General features: G+C 62.4%; 18 protein-coding genes. 12 read left to right on the forward strand and 6 right to left on the reverse strand.

Going from position 1 to position 23729, the window contains the following annotated elements; translation table 11 throughout:
• The first annotated feature begins 294 nt into the window (after positions 1–294).
• From chvI to ahcY, 6 genes are all read left to right on the forward strand, one after another.
• Positions 295–1023, forward strand: coding sequence for a two-component system response regulator ChvI (gene chvI / locus AC1D3C_RS28415; RefSeq protein ID WP_038547438.1), 729 nt, complete (start codon positions 295–297; stop codon positions 1021–1023).
• 95 nt (positions 1024–1118) lie between these two features.
• Positions 1119–2882, forward strand: coding sequence for a stimulus-sensing domain-containing protein (locus tag AC1D3C_RS28420; protein WP_477485221.1), 1764 nt, complete (start codon positions 1119–1121; stop codon positions 2880–2882).
• A complete protein-coding gene (locus tag AC1D3C_RS28425) occupies positions 2879–3367 on the forward strand; it encodes an HPr kinase/phosphorylase (RefSeq protein WP_477485222.1) in 489 nt (162 codons plus the stop codon). Before AC1D3C_RS28420 ends, AC1D3C_RS28425 begins: the two co-directional genes overlap by 4 nt.
• Positions 3368–3469: 102 nt before the next feature.
• Positions 3470–3871, forward strand: coding sequence for a PTS sugar transporter subunit IIA (locus AC1D3C_RS28430; protein ID WP_038547428.1), 402 nt, complete (start codon positions 3470–3472; stop codon positions 3869–3871).
• Between the two features lie 13 nt (positions 3872–3884).
• Positions 3885–4163, forward strand: a complete 279-nt coding sequence (locus AC1D3C_RS28435; RefSeq protein ID WP_477485223.1) for an HPr family phosphocarrier protein — start codon at positions 3885–3887, stop codon at positions 4161–4163.
• Between the two features lie 174 nt (positions 4164–4337).
• On the forward strand, positions 4338–5738 hold the full coding sequence (ahcY, locus tag AC1D3C_RS28440) for an adenosylhomocysteinase (RefSeq protein ID WP_477485224.1): 1401 nt from the start codon (positions 4338–4340) through the stop codon (positions 5736–5738).
• Here the strand turns inward: ahcY and AC1D3C_RS28445 are convergent, their stop codons facing one another.
• A complete protein-coding gene (locus AC1D3C_RS28445; RefSeq protein ID WP_157884632.1) occupies positions 5739–5909 on the reverse strand; it encodes a hypothetical protein in 171 nt (56 codons plus the stop codon). It lies immediately after the preceding gene.
• Between the two features lie 102 nt (positions 5910–6011).
• On the opposite strand from AC1D3C_RS28445, the gene AC1D3C_RS28450 reads away from it, so the two are divergent.
• From AC1D3C_RS28450 to trxA, 6 genes are all read left to right on the forward strand, one after another.
• Entirely contained in the window at positions 6012–8606 is a 2595-nt protein-coding gene (locus AC1D3C_RS28450) for a PAS domain-containing sensor histidine kinase (protein WP_477485225.1), read from the forward strand.
• A complete protein-coding gene (tsaE, locus tag AC1D3C_RS28455; RefSeq protein ID WP_477485226.1) occupies positions 8603–10114 on the forward strand; it encodes a tRNA (adenosine(37)-N6)-threonylcarbamoyltransferase complex ATPase subunit type 1 TsaE in 1512 nt (503 codons plus the stop codon). Before AC1D3C_RS28450 ends, tsaE begins: the two co-directional genes overlap by 4 nt.
• 12 nt (positions 10115–10126) lie before the next feature.
• On the forward strand, positions 10127–10873 hold the full coding sequence (locus AC1D3C_RS28460; protein WP_477485227.1) for a nucleotidyltransferase family protein: 747 nt from the start codon (positions 10127–10129) through the stop codon (positions 10871–10873).
• Positions 10870–14073: a double-strand break repair protein AddB gene (gene addB / locus AC1D3C_RS28465; RefSeq protein WP_477485228.1), complete on the forward strand. Its 3204-nt coding sequence runs from the start codon at positions 10870–10872 to the stop codon at positions 14071–14073. The genes AC1D3C_RS28460 and addB overlap by 4 nt, the downstream gene beginning before the upstream one ends.
• Complete coding sequence (gene addA / locus AC1D3C_RS28470) at positions 14066–17614, forward strand: double-strand break repair helicase AddA (RefSeq protein ID WP_477485229.1); 3549 nt, start codon at positions 14066–14068, stop codon at positions 17612–17614. The genes addB and addA overlap by 8 nt, the downstream gene beginning before the upstream one ends.
• Before the next feature lie 72 nt (positions 17615–17686).
• Positions 17687–18007, forward strand: a complete 321-nt coding sequence (trxA, locus tag AC1D3C_RS28475; RefSeq protein ID WP_038547409.1) for a thioredoxin — start codon at positions 17687–17689, stop codon at positions 18005–18007.
• An 81-nt stretch (positions 18008–18088) separates the two neighbouring features.
• Here the strand turns inward: trxA and AC1D3C_RS28480 are convergent, their stop codons facing one another.
• The 5 genes from AC1D3C_RS28480 to AC1D3C_RS28500 are packed head-to-tail and all read right to left on the reverse strand — an operon-like array spanning position 18089 to position 23140.
• Positions 18089–19441, reverse strand: coding sequence for a bifunctional folylpolyglutamate synthase/dihydrofolate synthase (locus AC1D3C_RS28480; RefSeq protein WP_038547406.1), 1353 nt, complete (start codon positions 19439–19441; stop codon positions 18089–18091).
• Positions 19442–19474: 33 nt separating this feature from the next.
• Positions 19475–20371 (reverse strand): acetyl-CoA carboxylase, carboxyltransferase subunit beta, encoded by an 897-nt coding sequence (gene accD, locus AC1D3C_RS28485; RefSeq protein WP_151045376.1) that lies wholly within the window; start codon positions 20369–20371, stop codon positions 19475–19477.
• 39 nt (positions 20372–20410) lie between these two features.
• Positions 20411–21250 carry a tryptophan synthase subunit alpha gene (gene trpA / locus AC1D3C_RS28490; RefSeq protein WP_038547400.1) on the reverse strand — a complete coding sequence of 280 codons (840 nt, stop codon included), beginning with the start codon at positions 21248–21250 and terminating at the stop codon, positions 20411–20413.
• Between the two features lies 1 nt (position 21251).
• Positions 21252–22472 (reverse strand): tryptophan synthase subunit beta, encoded by a 1221-nt coding sequence (trpB, locus tag AC1D3C_RS28495; RefSeq protein WP_038547397.1) that lies wholly within the window; start codon positions 22470–22472, stop codon positions 21252–21254.
• 11 nt (positions 22473–22483) lie between these two features.
• Positions 22484–23140 carry a phosphoribosylanthranilate isomerase gene (locus AC1D3C_RS28500; protein WP_247033268.1) on the reverse strand — a complete coding sequence of 219 codons (657 nt, stop codon included), beginning with the start codon at positions 23138–23140 and terminating at the stop codon, positions 22484–22486.
• Positions 23141–23729 lie beyond the last annotated feature (589 nt).

The following is a 23729-nucleotide window of genomic DNA, read 5'->3' on the forward strand; positions in this document are numbered from 1 at the left end:
GACGCGAAATTAATGACAGATTTCTAAAAGGGCAAGAGGCCGCTTGAAAATTCTTTAATAATATCAATTATTTAATCGATTTAAAAAATTTTATTCCTCTTTAAATCGGTTTAATAACCGTTTCAATCCGCATCCGCGCTATCTTAAGTCTCATTGCCAAAACGCACGATCGTCAGCGGCCTCTTTATCTTTGCCACAATTTGTTCCACCTTTATACTCAAGAAGCGCGTCGGCTGATGCCGCCTGGCTGGGGTGAATTCCAGGAGATGCGCATAGATGACGGAGATGGAGAGCATGCAAACAATCGCGCTCGTAGATGACGACCGCAATATCCTGACGTCGGTTTCGATTGCACTCGAGGCAGAAGGATACAAGGTCGAAACCTATACGGATGGCGCTTCCGCGCTCGACGGGCTGATCGCCCGCCCTCCGCAGCTGGCGATCTTCGATATCAAGATGCCGCGCATGGACGGCATGGAACTGCTGCGCCGCCTGCGGCAGAAATCCGACCTGCCGGTGATCTTCCTCACCTCCAAGGATGAAGAGATCGACGAGTTGTTCGGGCTGAAGATGGGCGCCGACGACTTCATCACCAAGCCGTTCTCGCAGCGTCTGCTGGTGGAGCGGGTAAAGGCGATCCTGCGACGTGCCGGCAGCCGCGAGGCGCAAGCCGCCGGCGGTGCCGGGGCCAAGACGGCAGCCGATCAGCAGGCCGCCCGCACGCTCGAACGCGGCCAGCTTGTCATGGACCAGGAGCGCCATACCTGCACCTGGAAGGGTGAACCGGTGACGCTGACGGTGACCGAGTTCCTGATCCTGCATTCTCTGGCCCAGCGGCCCGGCGTCGTCAAAAGCCGCGATGCGCTGATGGATGCCGCCTATGACGAGCAGGTCTATGTGGACGACCGTACCATCGACAGCCACATCAAGCGGCTGCGCAAGAAGTTCAAGATGGTCGACAACGACTTCGATATGATCGAAACCCTTTATGGCGTGGGTTATCGGTTCCGTGAGGCCGCTTGACCCTTGCGAAAGGTTAACTTGAGGCCACGGCCGGACCAGCGCTAAGCTGGCCCGGTGGAAGGACTGCAGTGGCAGATCAAACATTTGATAGCAATATGATCCGAATGGAGAAGGCTGGGACACGACGTGCGCCGCGGCGGTTCTGGTCGCGCCCTTTCACGCTCATTCGGCGAGTGTTCGGCCATGCGGTGTTTTCGAGCCTCACCCGCCGCATCCTGTTCTTCAACATCGCCGCGACGGTCGTGCTGGTGGCGGGCATTCTCTACCTCAACCAGTTCCGTGAAGGCCTGATCGATGCTCGCGTCGAGAGCCTGCTGACGCAGGGTGAGATCATCGCCGGCGCGATTTCCGCCTCCGCCTCGGTCGATACCAACTCGATCACCATCGATCCCCAGAAACTCCTCGAACTGCAGGCCGGCCAGAGCATTACGCCGGTGCCGAACGACGAGGACCTCGATTTCCCGATCGACCCGGAGCGCGTGGCGCCGGTCCTCAGACGCCTCATTTCGCCGACCCGCACCCGCGCCCGGATCTTCGATGYCGACGCCAACCTGCTGCTCGATTCCCGCCACCTCTATTCACGCGGCCAGGTGCTGCGTTTCGACCTGCCGCCGGTGGAAAACGAATCGCAGACCTGGAGCGACTGGTTCGCAGGGCTGATCAACCGCCTGCTGCAGCCGGGCAACCTGCCGGTCTACAAGGAAGCGCCGGGTGGCGACGGCTCGATCTATCCGGAAGTCATGAACGCGCTGACCGGCGTGCGCGGCGCGCTAGTGCGGGTCACAGAGCGCGGCGAGTTGATCGTCTCCGTCGCCGTACCTGTGCAGCGTTTCCGTGCCGTGCTCGGCGTGCTTCTGCTATCGACCCAGGCAGGCGACATCGACAAGATCGTGCATGCGGAACGGTTGGCGATCATGCGCGTCTTCGGCGTCGCGACGCTCGTCAACATCCTCCTGTCGCTGCTGCTCTCCTCGACCATCGCCAATCCGCTGCGGCGGCTGGCGGCGGCTGCGATCCGGGTGCGGCGCGGCGCCAAGCAGCGCGAGGAGATCCCGGACTTCTCCTATCGCCAGGACGAAATCGGCAATCTTTCCATCGCGCTTCGCGAGATGACCAACGCGCTCTATGACCGCATCGATGCGATCGAGAGTTTCGCGGCGGATGTAAGCCACGAGCTCAAGAACCCGCTGACTTCGCTTCGCAGCGCCGTCGAGACCCTGCCGCTCGCCAAAACCGAGGAGTCTAAACAGCGGCTGACGGAAGTCATTTTCCACGACGTGCGCCGTCTGGATCGCCTGATCAGCGACATTTCCGACGCCTCGCGGCTGGACGCCGAACTCGCACGGTCAGATTCGACGCCCGTCGACATGGAAAACCTGCTCGGTAATCTCGTCGATATTTCCCGGCAGATTCGCACCGGCCGCAAGCCGGTGGAAATCAGCCTGACGACCGACAACAAGGCCGGCAACAGGTCCGCCTTCCTGGTCAACGGCCATGATCTGCGCCTAGGGCAGATCATCACCAACCTCATCGAGAACGCGCGATCCTTCGTGCCCGAAAAGGGCGGCCGTGTCGCCATCCGGCTGTCTCACTCCAAGGATCGTGTCGTCGTGACCGTGGAAGACAACGGGCCCGGCATCCAAGCGGAGGATATCGACCGCATCTTCGAACGGTTCTACACGGACCGGCCGGACGGCGAGAGTTTCGGCCAGAATTCCGGCCTTGGCCTGTCGATCAGCCGGCAGATCGCCGAGGCCCATGGCGGCTCGCTGAAGGCGGAAAACCTGTACGACGCCAAGACGGGTGCCACCACCGGCGCCCGCTTCACGCTGTCGCTGCCGGGCGGCGAAATTCAATGAGCCCGGCGCCGGTCAACATCCATGCGACCGCGATCGTCATCGGCACCAGGGGCGTGCTCTTTACCGGTCCGTCCGGCAGCGGCAAGTCCATGCTCGCCTTCTCCTGCATCGCAGCTGCCCGGCGCCAAGGCGCTTTCGCGGCTCTTGTCGCCGACGATCAGGTGCGCGTCTCGCGCCACGACAATCATCTGCTGGCCACTCGGCCGGAAGCGATCGCCGGTCTCATCGAACTGCGCGGCAGCGGCATCGCCCATGTGGAAAGCGTCTCCGTGGCGGCTCTGGATCTGGCGGTGGACGTCATATCCCTGCCGGAAAGCGAAAGGCTTCCACCGGAGAACGAACGTTTCCAGATCCCCGGTGTGGGTATCCTTCCGCTTGTCCGGATATGGCGCGGTGCACCTGATCCGCTGGCCGTTCTGGCGGCCTTTACACCGGATTTTCACGGCGAGATGCCGTTTTCATCATCCGRCAGCCTGATTTTTTGACTTGAACTTCGAATCTACTTGGACAAGATGGCATCCCACCGCTGGACCGCTTTATTGCAATGCGATAATGGCGCCGAGTTTCCATAGCAGGGGGCAGTTTTCATGATCGGACTAGTGCTTGTCACCCATGGCAAGCTGGCTGAGGAATTTCGTCATGCGGTCGAGCATGTCGTCGGACCTCAGAAATTCATCGAAACCGTATCGATCGGTCCCGAGGACGACATGGATCAGCGGCGGCAGGATATCGTCGATGCCGTTACCAATGCCGATGAAGGTCATGGCGTCATCATCCTGACGGACATGTTCGGCGGCACCCCCTCCAACCTTTCCATTTCCGTCATGGAAAGCGGCCGGATCGAAGTCATTGCCGGCATGAACCTGCCGATGCTGATCAAGCTCGCCGGTGTGCGCAGCGACAACAACATGGATAAGGCGCTCGTCGAAGCCTCCGAAGCCGGTCGTAAATATATCAATGTCGCAAGCCGCGTCCTCAGCGGCAAATGAGAACCCATACCGGATGTCATCCCCCTCTCCCCGTGAATTCCTGATCGTCAACAAGCGTGGTCTGCATGCTCGTGCCTCTGCCAAGTTCGTGCAGATGGTGGAAAGTTTCGATGCGCGGATCACCGTCTCCAAGGACGGAACAACCGTCGGCGGCACGTCGATCATGGGCCTGATGATGCTCGCCGCCAGCACCGGCTGCACGATCGAAGTCTCAGCGGAAGGAAACCAGGCCAAAGAAGCGCTGGATGCGCTCGAGCAACTCGTCGCCAACAAGTTCGGCGAAGAAGCCTGACGCACCCGCGATTTAACCCTCCGATGACATAAACATATAAAGACCTCTTTATATCCCGTTGCCAGTTTGTAGGAAGCCTGCTAAACCGCTGGCCAGTTTCCGTCTGCCAAGGCGGGTCTTGCCACGTCCGTCGGTATCCCGCCGGAGAAGGCACCACCGAACATGGAGAGCTTTATGAGCACTGAGAAGGATTACGTCGTCGCGGATATCAATCTTGCCGCCTACGGCCGCAAGGAGCTCGACATCGCAGAAACCGAAATGCCGGGCCTGATGTCGTGCCGCGAAGAATTCGGCACAACGAAGCCGCTGAAGGGTGCCCGCATCTCGGGCTCGCTCCACATGACCATCCAGACGGCCGTTCTGATCGAGACCCTTCAGCACCTCGGTGCGGAAATCCGCTGGGCGTCCTGCAACATTTTCTCGACCCAGGACCATGCTGCTGCGGCAATCGCTGCCGCCGGCATTCCGGTCTTCGCCGTCAAGGGCGAATCTCTGACGGAATACTGGGATTACACCGACAAGATCTTCCAGTGGGCCGACGGCGGCCTCTCCAACATGATCCTCGATGACGGCGGCGACGCCACCATGTACATCCTCACCGGCGCCCGCGCCGAAGCCGGCGAAGACGTTCTTTCGAATCCGACTTCGGAAGAAGAAGAAATCCTCATCGCGCAGATCAAGAAGCGCCTCAAGGCTTCGCCTGGCTGGTTCACCAAGCAGCGCGACGCGATCAAGGGCGTTACCGAGGAAACCACGACGGGCGTGCATCGCCTTTACGAACTGTCCAAGAAGGGGCTGCTGCCCTTCCCGGCGATCAACGTCAACGACTCGGTCACTAAGTCGAAATTCGACAACAAGTACGGCTGCAAGGAATCGCTGGTCGACGGCATCCGCCGCGGCACCGACGTGATGATGGCCGGCAAGGTCGCCGTGGTCTGCGGTTACGGCGACGTCGGCAAGGGTTCTGCCGCTTCGCTCGCCGGTGCCGGCGCCCGCGTCAAGGTCACCGAAGTCGATCCGATCTGCGCCCTGCAGGCCGCCATGGACGGTTTCGAAGTCGTCGTCCTCGAAGACGTCGTCGACAGCGCCGACATCTTCATCACCACGACCGGCAACAAGGACGTCATCCGCATCGACCACATGCGTGCGATGAAGGACATGGCGATCGTCGGCAATATCGGCCACTTCGACAACGAAATCCAGGTCGCGGCGCTGAAGAACCTCAAGTGGACCAACGTCAAACCGCAGGTCGACATGATCGAGTTCCCCAAGGGCAACCGCATCATCCTTCTGTCGGAAGGCCGCCTGCTCAACCTCGGCAACGCTACCGGCCATCCGTCCTTCGTGATGTCGGCTTCGTTCACCAACCAGACGCTGGCCCAGATCGAGCTTTTCACCAAGCAGGGCGAATACAAGAACGACGTCTACATCCTGCCGAAGCACCTCGACGAGAAGGTCGCCCGCCTGCATCTCGCCAAGCTCGGCGTGAAGCTGACGGAACTCTCCGACGAGCAGGCTGCCTATATCGGCGTCCCGCAGACCGGCCCGTTCAAGGCTGAACACTACCGCTATTAATCAATAGCCGGTTAATCCACAAGATATGGTAGCTGCAGCCTTGACAAAGGCTGCGGCTTCTTTTTTGGGCGCATCCCTTCCCGGCGATTCCCTAAGCAAGTATTGTTTTAGAACTTGATTCGCGCCTTCCCTGGAGCGTGATGCCGAAAGCCGCCAGCGGTTTTCGGACATCGTCGCGCTCCCACCATCTGATTGGGAGCCGTCCGGCTACGGGCAAGGCGCGGAGTGGTATGTCTTGTCGATGAGCGGCAATTGGACGGAGACAGACCGGATATGTCGGTAAGAAAAATGAGCTCGTCAGAACGGGCCGATCCCCTTTGCGGCGGAGCGGAAGCTCCAGCCTTGCGTCCCTTTGCGGGGCGTTCCGGTTTCGGATCTCCAGACGGCAATGCAATCGTCGGCAGGCTTCGCCGCCTGGCGCTGTTCGGCAGCGCCTTTCTCTCGGGCACCGCCCTTTCCGGGCTCGCGACTGCGGCGCTTGCGCAGCAATCGGGTGACGCCGCCGTCCGCCTGTTTTCCTCGACGGAGGTCATCGTTTCGTCGCTGGTGATGGGCGCCCTCGGAGCCGCCCTGTTTTCGGCCATCTGGCTGGTGCGCCAGCGCGGCAATATGGAAGCCGAAACGCAGGAAATGCGCAGCGCCCTTTCCGACGCACAGCAGCGGATTTCCAAGTTCGAGGCCCTGATTGCCGACAAGAACCGCCGGATCGTCGTGTGGGAAAGCGGCTCCTCCAAGCCTGAATTCCTCGGCCAGCTGCCGGTGGAAACCGGAGCGCCGCAGCAGGACCGCGAGTTTCTCGCCTTCGGCCGCTGGATGCGCGGCAGTTCCGCCAGCGAGCTTGAGAAATCGATCGAACTCCTGCGGGTCGAAGCCCGCTCCTTCGACATGGTGGTGGAAACCAACCGCGACGAAATCCTGGAAGTGCAGGGGCGCGTTTCGGGTGGCAAGGCCTTCGTCCGTTTCATCGCACTCAATAATCTGCGCGCCGAACTCGCCGAGCTCAAGATCGAGCGCGAGCGGCTGACCAACTCGATCATGCTGTTCCATTCGCTGCTCGACGCCATCGAGCAGCCGGTCTGGCGTCGCGATTCACAGGGCAAGCTGACCTGGGTCAACCATGCCTATGGCGATGCCGTGGAAGCTTCGACCCCGGCCCAGGCGATCGAGGACGGCCGCGAGTTTCTGGGCTCGATCGCCCGCGAAAAGATCAAGGCGGCAGCGACCTCCACCTCGCCTTTCCACGACCGGATTTCCACCGTGGTGCACGGCAATCGCACCATGTTCGACGTCGTCGACGTCGTCGTGCCGGGCGGTTCCACAGGCATTGCGATCGACGTTTCCGAAGTGGAAGCGGTGCGCGAGGAACTCAAGCGCACCCTGAAGAGCCACGCGGAAACGCTCGACCACCTGGCAACGCCCGTCGCTATCTTCGACGGCGACCGCCGGCTGCAGTTCTACAATCAGGCCTTCGTGCAGCTTTGGGGTTTCACGCTTCCCTTCCTCGACCAGAGGCCGGACAATAGCGAGCTGCTCGACAAGCTCAGAAGCGACGGCAAGCTGCCGGAACAGCTGAGCTGGCGGAGCTGGAAGGAAACGGCGCTTTCCGTCTACCAGTCGCCGGATACGCAGACCGACCTGTGGCACCTGCCGAACGGCCAGACGCTTCGCGTCATCGCAACCGCGCATCCGCAGGGCGGTGCCACCTGGGTGTTCGAGAACCTGACCGAACAGGTGGATCTCGAGACCCGTTACAACACGCTGGTCCAGGTCCAGGGCGAAACGATCGACCATTTGTCCGAAGGTGTCGCCGTCTTCGGGCCGGACGGACGCATCCGCCTGTCAAACCCGGCCTTCCGGGCGCTCTGGGGCATCACCGCCGAAGAATCCAAGCCGGGCACGCATATCAAGGCGATCGAGACCGCCTGCGCGCCATCCTACGACAAGCCGGACGGCTGGCGCCGCTTCGGCCAGATGCTGACCAATTTCGATGACGAGCGCCCCTCGTTGCAGGGCACGTTCGAGCTCTATTCCGGCCTGATCCTCGATTATGCCGTGACGCCGCTGCCGAACGCCCAGACAATGCTGACATTCGTCGACATGACGGCGAGTGCCAGGGCGGAACGGGCGCTCAAGGAGAAGAACGAGGCGCTGCAGAAGGCCGACGAGCTCAAGAACGATTTCGTCCAGCACGTCTCCTACGAGCTGCGCTCGCCGCTGACCAATATCATCGGCTTCACCGACCTCCTGAAGACACCGGGCATCGGTACGCTGAACGAGCGCCAGTCGGAATATATCGACCATATCTCGACATCCTCGTCGGTTCTTCTGACGATCGTCAACGACATCCTCGATCTGGCGACCGTCGATGCCGGCATCATGCAGCTCAACTATTCGGAAATGGCGATCGATGACCTGCTCGACGACGTGGCCATGCAGATCGCCGACCGGCTGCACGAAAACGGCGTAACCTTGGCGATCACCGCGCCGGCCGGTCTCGGCACCATCGTCGCCGACCAGCAGCGGCTGAAGCAGATCCTCATCAAGCTGCTGACCAATGCCACCAACTTTGCGCCGGACGGCTCAGCCATCACGCTCAACTGCTGGCGCACCCATAGCGACGTGTTCTTCTCGGTGACCGACAAGGGTCCGGGCATCCCCGAAGATATCCTGAAGACCGTGTTCGACCGGTTCTCGGCCAATGCCAAGGGCGGCAAGCGCAGTGGAGCGGGTCTCGGCCTTTCGATCGTCGAGAGCTTCGTGACGCTGCATCACGGCGATGTCGCGATCGACAGCAAGCCTGGCCAGGGAACCACGGTTACGTGCCGCATTCCGAGCGGCACGACGGCGCGGTCCGTCGCCGCCGAATGAGTGGTGAGGCAGCTCTTACCCTGACGCTTGCCGACGAGGCTGAAACGATCCGCCTCGGCGAAGACTTGGCGCTGGCGCTGAAGAAGGGCGACTGGATCGCCCTTTCCGGCGATCTCGGCGCCGGCAAATCGACCTTCGCCCGGGCTTTTTTGCGCGCGCTTGCGGATGATAGCGAGCTCGAAGTGCCGAGCCCGACATTCACGCTGGTGCAGAGCTACGAGCTGCGCATTCCGGTCTCGCATTTCGATCTTTATCGGCTGGGCGATTCCTCCGAACTGGATGAGCTTGGTTTCGACGAGGCGCTCTCAAACGGCATCTGCTTGGTGGAATGGCCGGAAGTTGCCGACGACCTGCTGCCGCAGGCCCGCATTCAGCTCAAGCTCGAACAGAGCGGCAGCGGCCGGACCGCGACGATCACGGCACCGGAGGCGCAGATGCAACGCATCCGCCGCGTGCTGGCGATCCGGGAATTTCTCGACAGCCATGGTTACCCCGGCGCCCGACGGCGTTTCCTCACCGGCGACGCCTCGACCCGCGCCTATGAGAGCGTGACAATCGCAAACGGCGAAACGCTGATCCTGATGGACTGGCCGCGCCCGGCGCAAGGCCCGCCGGTTCTTGACGGCAAGCCCTATCCCAAGGTCGCGCATCTGGCCGAAGACCCCTATCCCTTCGTGGCGATCGACGAATATCTGCGCGAACTGGGCCTGGCGGCGCCGGAAGTGCTGCATGTCGATTACGACCAGGGCATCCTGCTGATCGAAAATCTTGGCGAAGAGGGGGCCGTCGACGAAGACGGCAATCCCATCGAGGAACGCTACCGCGAAAGCATCGTGTGCCTCGCCTTCCTGCACAGCCATGAGATGCGCCAGGACCTGCCGGTCGGGGACGGCCATATCCACCATATTCCCGATTTCGACCCGACGGCGATGAAGATGGAGGCGCGGCTTCTCGTTGACTGGCACCTGCCGTGGAAACGCGGCACGCCGGCGACTGACGAGGAACGCCAGGAATATCTCGCGATCTGGGACAACCTGATCCGCGAGCTTGACGGCGTCGAGAAAAACCTGCTGCTGCGCGATTTCCATTCGCCCAACATTATCTGGCGGCCGAGTGAATCGGGTGTGCGGCGCGTCGGCCTGATCGACTTCCAGGATGCGATGATCGGCCCGACCGCTTATGACCTGGCCTCGATCGTCCAGGACGCCCGCGTCGACATCCCGAAGGCGCTTGCCGACCAGTTGATGCTGGATTACGTGACGCTTCGCCGCGCACTCGGAGCCTTCGACGAGCCGACGTTCCTGAAAGCCTGGGCGATCATGGCTGCGCAGCGCAACTGCAAACTCGCCGGCCTTTGGGTGCGGCTCTTGCAGCGGGACGGCAAGCCGGGCTATCTGAAGCACATGCCGCGGACGCTCCGCCATCTCGCGACGGCGCTGAGCCACGATGTGCTCGCCCCCTTGCGCGATTGGTGCCGTCGGGCTGGAATAGAACTGCCCGAATCATAATTACGGTTGCCGATGACCATTCAACGAGCCCCGATCAAACAGGCGATGGTGCTTGCCGCAGGGCTCGGCACCCGTATGCGGCCGATCACTAATGCGATGCCGAAGCCGCTGGTGCCGGTCGCTGGCAAGCCGATGATCGACTATGTACTGGATTCGTTGAGAGAGGCTGGCGTCGAGCGCGCCGTCGTCAATGTGCACCACTTCGCCGACCAGATGGCGGCGCATCTCGAAGCTTATCAGGGCCTCGAAATCCTGATCTCCGACGAGCGCGACGCGCTGATGAACAATGGCGGCGGCATCGTGAAGGGACTGAAGCTTCTCGATCGCAGCACGGTTTTCGTCATGAATGCCGACCTCTTCTGGATCGGCGAGACACCAGGCAAGCCGACCAACCTGCGGCACCTGGCGGAGTTCTTCGATCCGGAGCGCATGGACATGGCGATGCTCTGCGTCGATATCGACAACACGACCGGGCACAACGGCATCAACGATTTCGGCATGGATGCGGATGGCCGGTTGAGGCGCTACCGGGACGACCCGGCCAACCCGGTCGTTTACGCCGGCGCTTTTGCGATGAGCCCGTCCTTTCTGGATGACGCACCGTCCGATGCTTTCAACATCAATATCTATTTCGACAAGGCGATCGCCCGCGGCCGGCTCTATGGAACTATGCTCGACGGCCACTGGATCACCGTCGGCACGCCGGAAGCGCTGCCGGAAGCCGAAGCGGTGATCGCCTGTTATCCGGTGGAGGCATGACCACGTTATCCGGCAAGAAGCGGGTGTTTTCGATCCCCGCCGGAGCACCGTTCCTCAAGACCGTAGCAGCGGCACTCTGTGACGGCCGGCTCAACGAGATCTTCCGCTATGATCCGGCCGATCCACTTTCGCTCGCCGACGTGACCATCTATGTGCCGACGCGCCGTTCGGCCCGCGTGCTACGCTCGGAATTCGTCGATCTGCTCGGCGGCCGATCGGCGATCCTGCCGGTCATCCGGCCGCTCGGCGAAACCGACGACGACAGCGGTTATTTCGACCTCGTGGCGCCCGAGGAGATGGACCTGGCGCTGCCGATCGGCGGCACCGCGCGTCTCCTCGAACTCGGCCGACTGATTCTTGCGTGGCGCAACCAGCTTCCGAAAATCGTGCTCGACGTACATTCGGAATCGCCGCTCGTCGCACCGGCCAGCCCAGCCGATGCCATATGGCTCGCCCGGGCGCTCGCCGAACTCATCGACGCGGTCGAAACCGAGGAGCGCGACTGGACGGATCTCAAAAAACTCGACACCGGCGAACATGCGCTCTGGTGGCAGCTGACCGCGGAGTTCCTGTCGATCGCGAGCGCCTTCTGGCCGCTTCGTCTCGAAGAACTGCGTCGGTCTTCGCCGGCAAAACATCAGGCGTCGATCCTGCGCGGCGAGGCGCGGCGGATTTCGTCCAGGGATCACAAGGGACCGGTGATCGTCGCTGGTTCGACCGGCTCCGTGCCGGCCGCTGCCGACCTGATCGCGGCGATCTCCCGCCTTCCGAACGGCACCGTCGTGCTGCCGGGACTCGACCTCTCGATGCCGCCGGATCAATGGGCGATGATCGGCGAAGAGGCCTTTGACGGCAAACCCGAACCCGCCAGCCGCAGCCATTCGCAGTTCGGCCTGTCGCGGCTGCTCAAGAAGCTCGGCGTGACGCGGGAAGACGTGGCGATGCTCGGCGAAGTTCCGGGCGATCTCGCCTTCCGCGCCGAAGCGCTCTCCCAGGCGCTGGTGCCCGCCAAGGCGACGGACCGCTGGAGCACCTGGCGGGACGACGCGGATCCCGCTCTCCTTACCCAAGCCTTTGCCGATGTCTCGCTGATCGAAGCCTCGAACGAACGCGAGGAGGCCGTGGCGATCGCCATCGCGCTCCGGCTTGCGCTCGAACAGCCGGGCAAAAACGGTGGCGAGAGCCAGGCCGCGCTGATCACGCCTGATCGAGCGCTTGCCCGCCGGGTGACCGCCGAGCTTTCCCGTTTCGGCCTACTCGCCGACGATTCCGCCGGTTCGCCGCTGTCCGGTACGCCACAGGGCACGCTGACCCAGCTTCTGCTCGAAGCAACGCTCCGGCCGGGCGACCCGGTGGCGATCGTGGCGCTGATCAAGCATCCGCTGATGCGCCTCGGCCTGCCGGCAGCGGAGCTGCGATCGGCCGTCGAAGCGCTGGAAATCCTGGCTCTGCGCGGCGGTCTCGGCGACATGGACATTTCCGCGCTGGAGCCGCTGCTCGAAACCCAGTTGGCCAGCCAGCTCGAAGACAGGCACGCGCCACACTGGCGGCTATCGCTGCCGACCGATGCCGCCGGCAAGGCGCGCGATCTTGCGCAGCGGCTGGCGAAAGCGGTCGAGCCGCTCGCTTCCGCCCTCGTCCGCCGCCGGCCGGATGGGCGTGGCCTTACGGCAAAACTCACGCTATCCGAATGGGCCGATCGCACCGGCCGCGCACTTGAGGCGATCTGCATCGATGAACGGCGAGACCTCGCGGCGCTCTGGTCCGGAGAAGCCGGCGAAAGACTGGCGGGATTGCTCTCCGAAGTCATCGATACCGACGGGCAGATGGAGGCGGACGGTCCGCAATGGATCGATATCGTCATGGCGCTGACAACAGGCGTGGCGGTAAAGCCCCGTTCGCTGAGCCATCCGCGCATCTTCATCTTCGGTACTCTCGAAGCCCGGCTGCAGAGCGTCGATACGATGATCCTCGGCGGCCTCAACGAAGGGTCCTGGCCGGGGCAGACGGTCAACAACCCGTTCCTGTCCCGCACCATGAAGACCGATATGGGACTGGAACCGCCGGAACGCCGGATCGGCCAGCTTGCCCACGATTTCGAGATGGCCTGTGGGACGCGGCATCTGATCCTTTCGCGCTCGATGCGCCAAGGATCCACGCCAACTGTCGCTTCACGCTGGCTGCAGAGGCTGCTTGCGCTGGGTGGACGGCAGTTTGCGGACGAGCTCCGGACACGCGGCCACCAATACCGCGACTGGGCTTCGATGATCGATGCCGGCGAAAACCAGCCGGTCTCCAAACGCCCGGCCCCGAAGCCGCCGGCGGATCTGCAGCCGGTGAAATATTCCTTCAGCGAGGTTGGCCGCCTGCGCCGCGACCCGTATTCGATCTATGCCCGCCGTATCCTGAAGCTCGATCCGCTCGCTCCGTTCAACCGCGATCCCGGCGCCTCCGAACGCGGCACGCTCTATCATGCAATCATCGACCGCTACACCCGTGAAGGCCATAAACCCGGTACGCCTGCCGCAAGGGAAGCGATGCGCCGGATTACCGAGGAATTGTTCGACGCCGAACAGCTGCCAACCCATATCGACCGCGTCTGGCGGCCCCGTTTTGTCGAAGTCGCCCGCGCGTTCCTGGATTGGGAAGTCGAGCGCGCGCCGGATATCCGCAGAACGATGACGGAAGTCGGGGCCGGCTGGGAGCTGGAGCCAGCCGGTATCCGCGTCACTGGTATCGCGGACCGGATCGATATCAAGGGATCGGGTCTCGCCGATCTCATCGACTACAAGACCGGTCTCAACCCCTCGGTATCCCAGGCTCGGGCGCTGCTCGATCCGCAACTCGGGCTTGAGGCGGCGGCGCTCAGGGCCGGGGCGTTCAAGGATGCGGGGCCATTGACGCCCGACCAGCTGCTCTATGTCCGGCTGCGTCCCGGCGACCGGTTCCGGGAAGACAAAGTCAACAACGAGGGTTCGAGCGCGACGGCCAAGCGGCAACCGAAATCGGCGATCGATCTGGCCGACGAATCGATCGAGCAGCTCACCCGCTTCGTGATCACGCTGCGCAACGGCGAAGCCGGCTTCGCATCGCGGCTCGTGCCGATGGCCCAGAATGATTTCGGCGGCGAATACGACCATCTCGCCCGCGTCGCCGAATGGTCGACGGCCGACGACGAGGAGGCGGAAGCCGATGAGTGACCTAGCTCCGGAGGGCGACGATCCGCTCAAGTGGATCGACTGGACGACGGTGCAGCAATCGCTTGCCTCCGATCCCATAAGTTCCGCCTGGGTTTCGGCCAATGCCGGTTCCGGCAAGACACATGTGCTGACCCAGCGGGTGATCCGGCTTCTGCTCGCCGGTTGCCGGCCCTCGTCGATCCTCTGCCTCACCTATACCAAGGCGGCCGCATCGGAAATGTCGAACCGCGTCTTCCAGCGGCTTTCGGAATGGACGGTGCTTTCGGACGACGAGCTGCGCAAGCGGATCGCCAGCATCGAAGGTGCTGAGCCGGATTCGCTGAAACTTGCCGAAGCGCGGCGGCTGTTCGCCAAGGCTCTGGAAACGCCGGGCGGGTTGAAGATCCAGACTATCCACGCCTTTTGCGAGGCGCTGCTGCACCAGTTTCCGCTCGAAGCCAATGTCGCCGGGCATTTTTCGGTGCTCGACGACCGCGCCGCCTCCGCCCTGCTCGCCGATGCGCGGCGCTCGCTGCTGACGGCGACCTCTGCGGAAGAAGACCCGGTGCTGGCCGAAGCCTTTGCGCACGTGCTGGATCTCGGCGACGAATTCGGGCTGGAAACGCTGCTCGGCGATATCATCGCCAACCGCACCGCGATCCGCCGTTTCATCGCCCATGCGGAGCGCCATGGCGGCATCGGCGTCGAACTGAAGCGCGCCCTGGGGCTTGGGCCAGCCGACACGGAAGACAGTATCGCTGCCGGTTACTGGCCCCTGCCCGGACTTTCCGGCCTGACGCTCGATCTTTATCTGGCGCTTGCCGACCAGAAGGGCGGGCAGAAGGTCACGGAGGTCGCTTACGGCCTTCGGCTGGTCGCCAAGGAGCCAGATGTCCTGAAGCGGGCCCAGCATCTCGACCAGATTTTCCTGACCCGCGAGGGTAAGCCGAAGGCCGACAGTTCGCTGATCGCCAAGGCGATGACGACGACGGCGCCGGAACTTGCCGATGCGATCGCCGCTGCCCGTGCCCATGTCGTCGCTTGTCGCGACCGGCTACGGCTGGTCCGGATGTTCCTCGCCACCAAGGCGGCGCTGACGCTGGCGCAGCGCCTCAACGACGATTACGAGGACCTGAAGAAACAACGCAGCCTGCTCGATTTCGAGGACCTGATCGCCCGCACCGCCGATCTTCTGACCCGCGACGGGGTCGGAGCCTGGGTGCATTACAAGCTCGACCAGGGCATTGACCACATTCTCGTCGACGAGGCGCAGGATACCAGCCCGATCCAGTGGACGGTGATCAAGTCGCTCGCCGAGGATTTCTATTCCGGTGCCAGCGCCCGCGAGACCCGCCGCACCATCTTTGCCGTCGGCGACGAAAAACAGTCGATCTATTCCTTCCAAGGCGCCCGGCCGGAACGGTTTGCGGAAGAACGCAGCGAGACGGAAAAACGGGTGCGGGCCAGCGACCAGGCCTTCCACTCGGTGCGGCTGCCCCTCTCCTTCCGCTCCACGGCCGATGTGCTCGCTGCCGTCGACCAGGTGTTTTCCCTGGAGGAGAATTTTCGGGGCCTCAGCGCGCTCGGCGAACCGGTGCAGCACCGCTCCAACCGGATCGGCCACCCGGGCGCTGTCGATCTCTGGGACGTCGTTGTGCCGGAAGTCGCCGAGCAGGAGGAGGACTGGACGGCGCCATTCGATTCGACGCCCGACAAGGCGCCCTCCGCCGTTCTCGCCGGCCGGATCGCCAACCGGATCGAGGAGATGATCGGCAAGGAAACGATCATCGAAAAAGGCGTCGAGCGAGCGATCGAGGCCGGTGACATCCTCGTTCTGGTTCGAAAGCGCGACGCCTTCGTCAACGCGCTGACCCGCGCGCTGAAACGCCGCGACAATATTCCCGTCGCCGGCGCCGATCGGTTGCGGCTGACGAGCCATATCGCCGTGCAGGATCTCCTGGCGCTCGGCCGTTTCCTGCTGCTGCCGCAGGACGACCTTTCGCTGGCGGCGCTGCTCAAAAGCCCGCTCTTCAATCTCTCGGAAGAGGACGTCTTCGAAATCGCGGCGCGGCGGGCGGAGAACACCAGCGCCTGGGCACAGCTCAACCGGTTGAGCGAAGAACAACCACTACGCTTCCGCGATGCGGCCGACCGGCTTCAGCATCTTCTCAGCCTCTCGCGGCAGCTCAGCCCGCATGACCTGTTTGCCCGGATTCTCGGCGCGCAGGGCGGGCGGCGGAAATTCCTTGGCCGGCTTGGTACCGAGGCCGGCGATATTCTCGACGAGTTCCTGACCTTTGCGCTCGACCACGAGACAAATGGACTACCGGGCCTTCAGGCCTTCATCTCGACGCTCGAGATCGAATCGCCGGAGGTGAAGCGCGAACAGGACGGCGGTCGCAACGAGGTGCGGATCATGACCGTGCACGCCTCCAAAGGCCTGGAGGCGCCGGTGGTGTTCCTCGTCGACAGCGGCTCGAAGGCTTTCATTTCCTCGCATGTGCCGAAATTCCGGCTGCTTCGGATCGCCGGCGAGAATGTACCCGCCTGGGTGCCCGGCAAGATGCTGACCAATGCGATGACATCAGCCGACGACGACCGGATCAGGACTTCGACCGAGGAAGAATATCGCCGGCTGCTCTACGTGGGGATGACACGGGCGGCGGACCGGCTGATCGTCTGCGGTTATCGCGGCAAGATCGACAATCCGGATACCTGGCAGTCGATGATCTCCAAGGCGCTTGCCGCAGACGAACATCATTGCAGCGCGGCGGAGTTTCAGGGTTCCGACGACCAATGGGGCGGTTTCAGGTGGCGCCTCCCGGCCGCTCCCGGCCGGGCACCGAAGACTGCGCACAAGGAGGCCGCGGCAGCGGACAGAAGGCCGCTTCCCACGGCCCTCTCTCGTCCCCTGCCGGCGCAAAAGATCCTGCCGCGGCCGCTCAGCCCTTCCGGCGCCGGCACGATGATCGATGACGACGCGGATGACCTGATCGTCACATCGCCGCTGTTCGCCACTGACCAGAAGGACAGTGCCGGGCTGGCGCTGCAGAAGGGCAAGCTGGTCCACCGCATGCTGCAGATGCTGACGGATTTCCCTGAGGCCGAACGTGCCTCTGCCGCCCGTCGTTATGCGGACCGTGCGGCCCGTTTCTGGCCGGCAGCGGAGCGCGAAAAGCTCGTCGCCAGCGTCATGTCGGTGCTGTCGCATGCCGAACTCGGGCCGGTCTTTTCGCAGCGCAGCCAGTCGGAAGTCTCGATCATGGGCACGCTGGCGCTGGAAGGCCGCGATTACGCGATTTCCGGCCGCATCGACCGGCTCGTGGTAACCGAGGACCGGGTGATCATCCTCGACTACAAGACCAATCGCGTGCCGCCGAAAACGTTGGAGGACGTGCCGCTTTCGCATCGGGCGCAGCTCGCCATCTATTGCGAAATCCTGCGGCCGCTTTATCCGGCGAAAAGTTTCGAATGCGTGCTGGTCTATACCGAGTCGGCGCAAGTGGTTACGCTGCCCGCGGAACTGCTGTCACGCTCGCTTGCGGAACTCAAAACAAAGTGAGATAGCGGCCATTGAAAACTTTGAGCGGGAAGCTCACATTTACACCAACAGAGAATCGTGAAGGAGAGCCCTATGGCTACCGTTAAAGTCGATAACAGCAACTTTCAAGCCGAAGTCCTCGATGCAGCCGAACCGGTGATCGTGGATTTCTGGGCTGAATGGTGCGGCCCCTGCAAAATGATCGGCCCGAGCCTCGAAGAAATTTCGAACGAGCTCGCCGGCAAGGTGAAGGTCGTAAAGCTGAATATCGACGAAAATCCTGAACTGGCTGCCCAGTTCGGCGTGCGTTCGATCCCGACGCTTGCCATGTTCAAGGGTGGCGAAGTGGCCGACATCAAGGTTGGCGCCGCTCCGAAGACCGCCCTTTCGGCCTGGATTTCCAGCGCCGCCTAACTTCCAGTCGCATGCCCGCATAAAAAAGTCCGGCTGATCCCTGCAGCCGGGCTTTTTCTATGTCGGTCGCGCCCTTCCCGGTCAGGTCGGTGGCGTGCCGTTGTCGGCAAGTACATTGCCGGCGAAATACAGCGAGCCGCCGATCAGGATACGCGGTGGCGGAGCGCCCGGCACCTGGCGGCGGGCGATTTCCTGCAACGCCTCGGCCGTGGAGCCGGCGGGCTCGGCCACCAGACCGGCATCGAAGGCGGCATGGGCAAGAACCACCGGGTCGAGACCCGATTCGCTGCCGCGGATGCGCACGGTGAAGACGTGTTCTGCGATATCGGCAAAGGCACGGAAATAGCCGATCGGATCCTTGGTGTTGATCATGCCGGCAATGATATAAAGCGGCCGGGCCTGGCGTTCCTCGAAGGATGCCATCGCCTCGGCGATCACCTCGCCGGCGCCGGGATTGTGCCCGCCATCCAGCCAGATTTCGGAGCCTTCGGGCGCATATTGCAGCAGTTTGCCTTCGGTCAGCTTCTGGAGGCGGGCCGGCCATTCGACGGTCGCCATCGCCTTTTCCATCATCGCTTCGGTGACGGTAAAACCGGCCGCCTTGACGGCGCGGATGGCGGCGGCGGCATTGGCGTATTGGTGACGCCCCGGCAGGCGTGGCAAAGGCAGGTCGGCAAGACCGAACTCATCCTGATAGATCAGCCGGCCGAATTCCTCATGGGCCGAAAATTCCTGGCCATAAACGGCGGTCGGACAGCCGAGCCGTTCTGCAGTCGAAACCAGTACATCACGGGCCGCTTCAAATTCCTGATGGCCGATGACGACGGGACGGCCGCGCTTCATGATCCCCGCCTTCTCGGCGGCAATCAGTTCGACTCGGTCGCCGAGATAGGCCTGGTGGTCGAGCGAGATCGGCATGATGACCGAAACCGCAGGATCTGAAATGACATTGGTGGCATCGAAACGACCCCCGAGGCCGACTTCGAGGATCACCGCATCGCCGGGCTGTTCGGAGAACAGGAGGAAAGTCGCCGCTGTGAGGATCTCGAAGACGGTGATCATCTGGCCGTTATTGGCCGCCGCGATGCGTCGTAACGCATCCGCCAGCATCTCGTCGCCGACGATCTGGCTGCGGCCGCCCTTGACGCCGATTCGATAACGTTCATGCCAGTTGACGAGATGCGGGGACGTGTGGACATGCGTGGCGTAACCGCCTGCCTCGAGCAGGGCACGGCAGAAGGCGGTCACGGAGCCCTTGCCATTGGTGCCGGCCACATGGATGACGCGCGGCAGCTTCCTGTGCGGATTGCCGAGTATCTCGAGCAGGCGGGTGATCCTGTCGAGCGAAAGATCGAAACCCTTCGGATGAAGGGTCATCAGTCGCTCAATTTCCCGCTCGGCCTCGCTCACAACGGGCTCGTTCATGGTGGTCATCCCGCCGCTCCGGCTCTCGATGCTCTCTCTCGGTCAGGCGCTGAGCGCGATGGGCGCCGGAAGCACTTCCTGAACAGGCTGTTTCGTCAGCATCTTCAGGATCTTGGCCAGTGTCGATGGAATCTCGTGGCGCTTTACCACCATATCGACCATGCCATGCTCCAGCAGGTATTCCGACGTCTGGAAGCCTTCAGGCAGCTTTTCGCGCAGCGTCTGTTCGATGACGCGCTTGCCGGCAAAGCCGATTTCGGCGCCGGGCTCGGCAATATGGACATCACCCAGCATGGCGTAGGAGGCGGTGACGCCGCCGGTCGTCGGGTTGGTGAGCACGACGATATAAGGCAGGCCTGCTTCCTTCAGCATGTCGACCGCAACCGTGGTGCGCGGAAGCTGCATCAGCGACAGGATGCCTTCCTGCATGCGAGCGCCGCCGGAGGCCGGGAAGATCACCAGCGGGCATTTTTCGGTGAGTGCCCGTTCGCAGGCCCGGACGATCGCCTCACCAGCCGCCATGCCGAGCGAACCGCCGATGAAGTTGAATTCATGCACGATGGCGACCAGCTTCAGGCCCTGGACCTCGCCCAAGCCGGAAAGAATCGTGTCTTCCTGCTCGGTCTTGACGCGACTATCCTTCAGGCGATCGGCATAACGCTTGGAATCGCGGAATTTCAGCGGATCCTGGGCGACCTTCGGCTGCGGCAACGCCTCGAAGACACCGCCGTCGAAGAGATCGACGAGACGGGCCTTGGCCGGCATCTTCATGTGGAAGCCGGAAGCGGGGATGACCCACTTGTTCTCTTCCAGGTCCTTATGAAAAACCATCTCGCCGGTTTCCGGGCACTTGATCCAGAGATTTTCCGGAACGTCCCGGTTGGGACGACCGAGCATGGAGTTGATGCGCGGCCGGACGTAATTGGTGATCCAGTTCACTTGGCGTACTCCCGATTAACTGAAGCCTAATGTGGGAAACTATTCGGCGGCAACAAGGCGGGCAGCGCGCACGCCGGTTGCAAGGCCGCGAACCAGGGTTGCGACCGCAGCGACGGTATCCGGACCAGCCTTGCCATCCTTGGTGAGGCTGCCGGCGATCTGGCTGACGATTGCCGAGCCGACAACGACGCCATCCGCCGCAGCACCGATTGCCTTGGCGTGATCCGCGGTCTTGACGCCGAAACCGACGCAGACCGGCAGAGCCGTATGGCCCTTGATGCGCTTGACGGCTCCGCCGATCAGCGACGGATCCGGAAGTGCCGATCCGGTAATGCCGTTCATCGAGACGTAATAAACGAAACCCGACGTGTTCTTGAGAACGGCCGGGAGACGCTTGTCGTCGGTAGTCGGGGTGGCGAGGCGGATGAAGTTGACTCCCTTGGCCAGTGCCGGGATGCAAAGCTCGTCATCCATTTCCGGCGGCAGGTCGACGACGATCAGGCCGTCGATGCCGGATGCAATCACGTCATCGAGGAATCTCTCGACGCCGTAAACGTATATCGGGTTGTAGTAACCCATCATCACGATCGGCGTCTCGGTATCGGTTTCGCGGAAACTGGCCGCAAGCTTGAGCGTCTTTGCAAGCGTCTGGCCGCCCTTCAGGGCGCGCTGACCGGCCATCTGGACCGCCGGGCCATCGGCCATCGGGTCGGAAAACGGCATGCCGAGCTCGATGAGATCGGCACCGGCATCAGGCAATGCCTTCATGATGCCGAGCGAGGTCTCGAAATCCGGATCGCCGCCCATGATATAGGTGATCAGCGCGGGGCGACCCTCGGCCTTCAGGGCCGCGAAACGTTTGTCCATACGAGCGGTCATATCAAAGCTCCATGCCGAGAATCTTGCCGACGGTGAAGATGTCCTTGTCTCCACGGCCCGACAGATTCATCAGGATGATTTCGTCCTTGCCCATCTTCGGGGCGCGCTTGATCACTTCGGCGAGCGCATGGCTCGGCTCCAGCGCCGGGATGATGCCTTCGAGACGGGTCAGCATCTGGAAAGCGTCGAGCGCTTCGTCGTCCATGATCGGCACGTATTCGGCGCGGCCGATGGAATGCAGCCAGCTATGCTCCGGACCGATGCCCGGGTAATCGAGGCCGGCCGAAATCGAATGGCCTTCGAGGATCTGGCCGTCGCCATCCTGCAGCAGATAGGTACGGTTGCCATGCAGGACGCCCGGCGATCCGGCAGTGATCGAGGCGCAATGATCGACGCCCTGGAGGCCACGGCCGCCAGCTTCGACGCCGACGATCCGGACACTTTTGTCGTCCAGGAACGGATGGAAGATGCCGATCGCGTTCGAACCGCCGCCAACGGCGGCGATGACGACATCCGGCAGCCTGCCTTCGGCTTCCAGCAACTGGGCGCGGGCTTCGGTGCCGATCACCGACTGGAAGTCGCGGACCATTTCCGGATAGGGATGCGGACCGGCGGCGGTGCCGATCAGGTAATAGGTGTCGTCGACATTGGTGACCCAGTCACGCAACGCCTCGTTCATGGCGTCCTTCAACGTGCCGTGACCGGCGGTCACCGGACGGACTTCAGCACCGAGGAGCTTCATGCGGAAAACGTTCGGCGCCTGGCGCTGAACGTCGGTCGCACCCATGTAGACGACGCAAGGGAAACCGAAGCGGGCGGCAACGGTCGCCGACGCGACGCCATGCTGGCCGGCGCCGGTCTCGGCGATGATTCGGGTCTTGCCCATGCGCTTGGCGAGCAGGATTTGGCCAATGCAGTTGTTGATCTTGTGCGAACCGGTGTGGTTCAGCTCTTCGCGCTTGAAATAGATCTTGGCGCCGCCGAGATGTTCGGTCAGACGCTCGGCGAAATAAAGCGGGCTCGGACGGCCGATGTAATGGGCGCCGAGATCAGCCAGTTCCTTCTGGAAGGAGGGATCGTTCTTCGCTTTTTCCCATTCGCCCTGGAGATCCAGGATCAGCGGCATCAGCGTTTCGGCGACAAAGCGCCCGCCGAAAATACCGAAACGGCCATCCTCGTCGGGGCCGGCACGGAACGAATTGGGTTGTGGCGTCTCGTTCACTCTCTACTCCCTCACGCGCCCTTTCGACCCGCCTCTGCGACGGCATCGAAAAAGGCATCGATCATTCCAAGGTCCTTGATGCCCGGCGCGCTTTCCACGCCGGACGATAAGTCGATACCGCTTGCCCGCGTCGATTTGAGGGCAATAACGGCATTATCCTTGTTCAATCCTCCCGAAAGCATGTAATCCACGCCCTCGTCAAGGGAAGCCATCAGGCTCCAGTCGAAGGAAATGCCGTTGCCACCGGGCAATTCGGATCCGGCGGGCGCTTTGGCATCGAAAAGAAAGCGATCGGCAACGCCGATATAAGGATCGATCCGGTCGAGATCGCCAGCTTCCTTCACGGAAAATGCCTTCATGACCGGCAGACCGAAAAGCGCTTTTACCTGCAGAACCCGTTCCGGGCTCTCATTGCCATGCAGTTGCAGGATGTCCGGCCGCACCATCGAGACGATGTCGTCGAGCTCCTCGTCGTCGGCATTAACGGTCACCGCGACGAGCTTCACCCGCCCGCGGACTCGATCGGCGAGGTCTCCGGCCAGGTCCGGTTCCACATAACGCGGGCTCTTGGCGAAAAAGATGAAGCCGATATGCGAGGCGCCCCGCGCCACGGCGCGATCGACAGCCTCGGGGGTCTTCAACCCGCAAATCTTGATATCAGGTTTCATGACGTGCGGAGTGGCATGAAATTCCGCCGGAGTCGAGGCAAATCATAGCAGACGGAATGCGGCCTTGGTGATCCTGGTTATTTTCGTCTTCGGGTTCTCCCCGAGGATCGGCCGGGACACGTCGTGTGCCTCGAATTGAAATTTAATAATGACACGCGACGTGCCCCGTTCGGTGTATTTTTCCGCGCAACTCCGGTCCCTCTGCGGCGGTATGGTCTTGCGTCCTTGCGGAATGCCATACCGGGTTGTGTGCGACACACGCACGCCCCGCCTCAGGGCGAGAGGGAGACCATTTTCTGCGCAGCCCCTGGCGACCCACCTGCATGACGGCAGATCATCAAGGCACCGGTCCCGCCTCGCCGGTCATGCGGGCCGGTGTAGCCGAAACGGGACGCGCAGATTGTAGGCATGGGTTTGGCGGGCGGGGATGAAAGAGTGCCGATTTTTGTGATTTTGTTTCTCAAGTGACTGATTTGCCTAAGCAAGCCCCCCTCTGCCCTGCCGGGCATCTCCCCCTCAGGTGGGGAGATCACAAGCGGCACGCTCCCCGCCTCCAAAACGCCGCCGCGAAAAATATGACGCTAAATGG

The sequence above is a fragment of the Neorhizobium sp. P1_A6 genome (assembly GCF_056406795.1).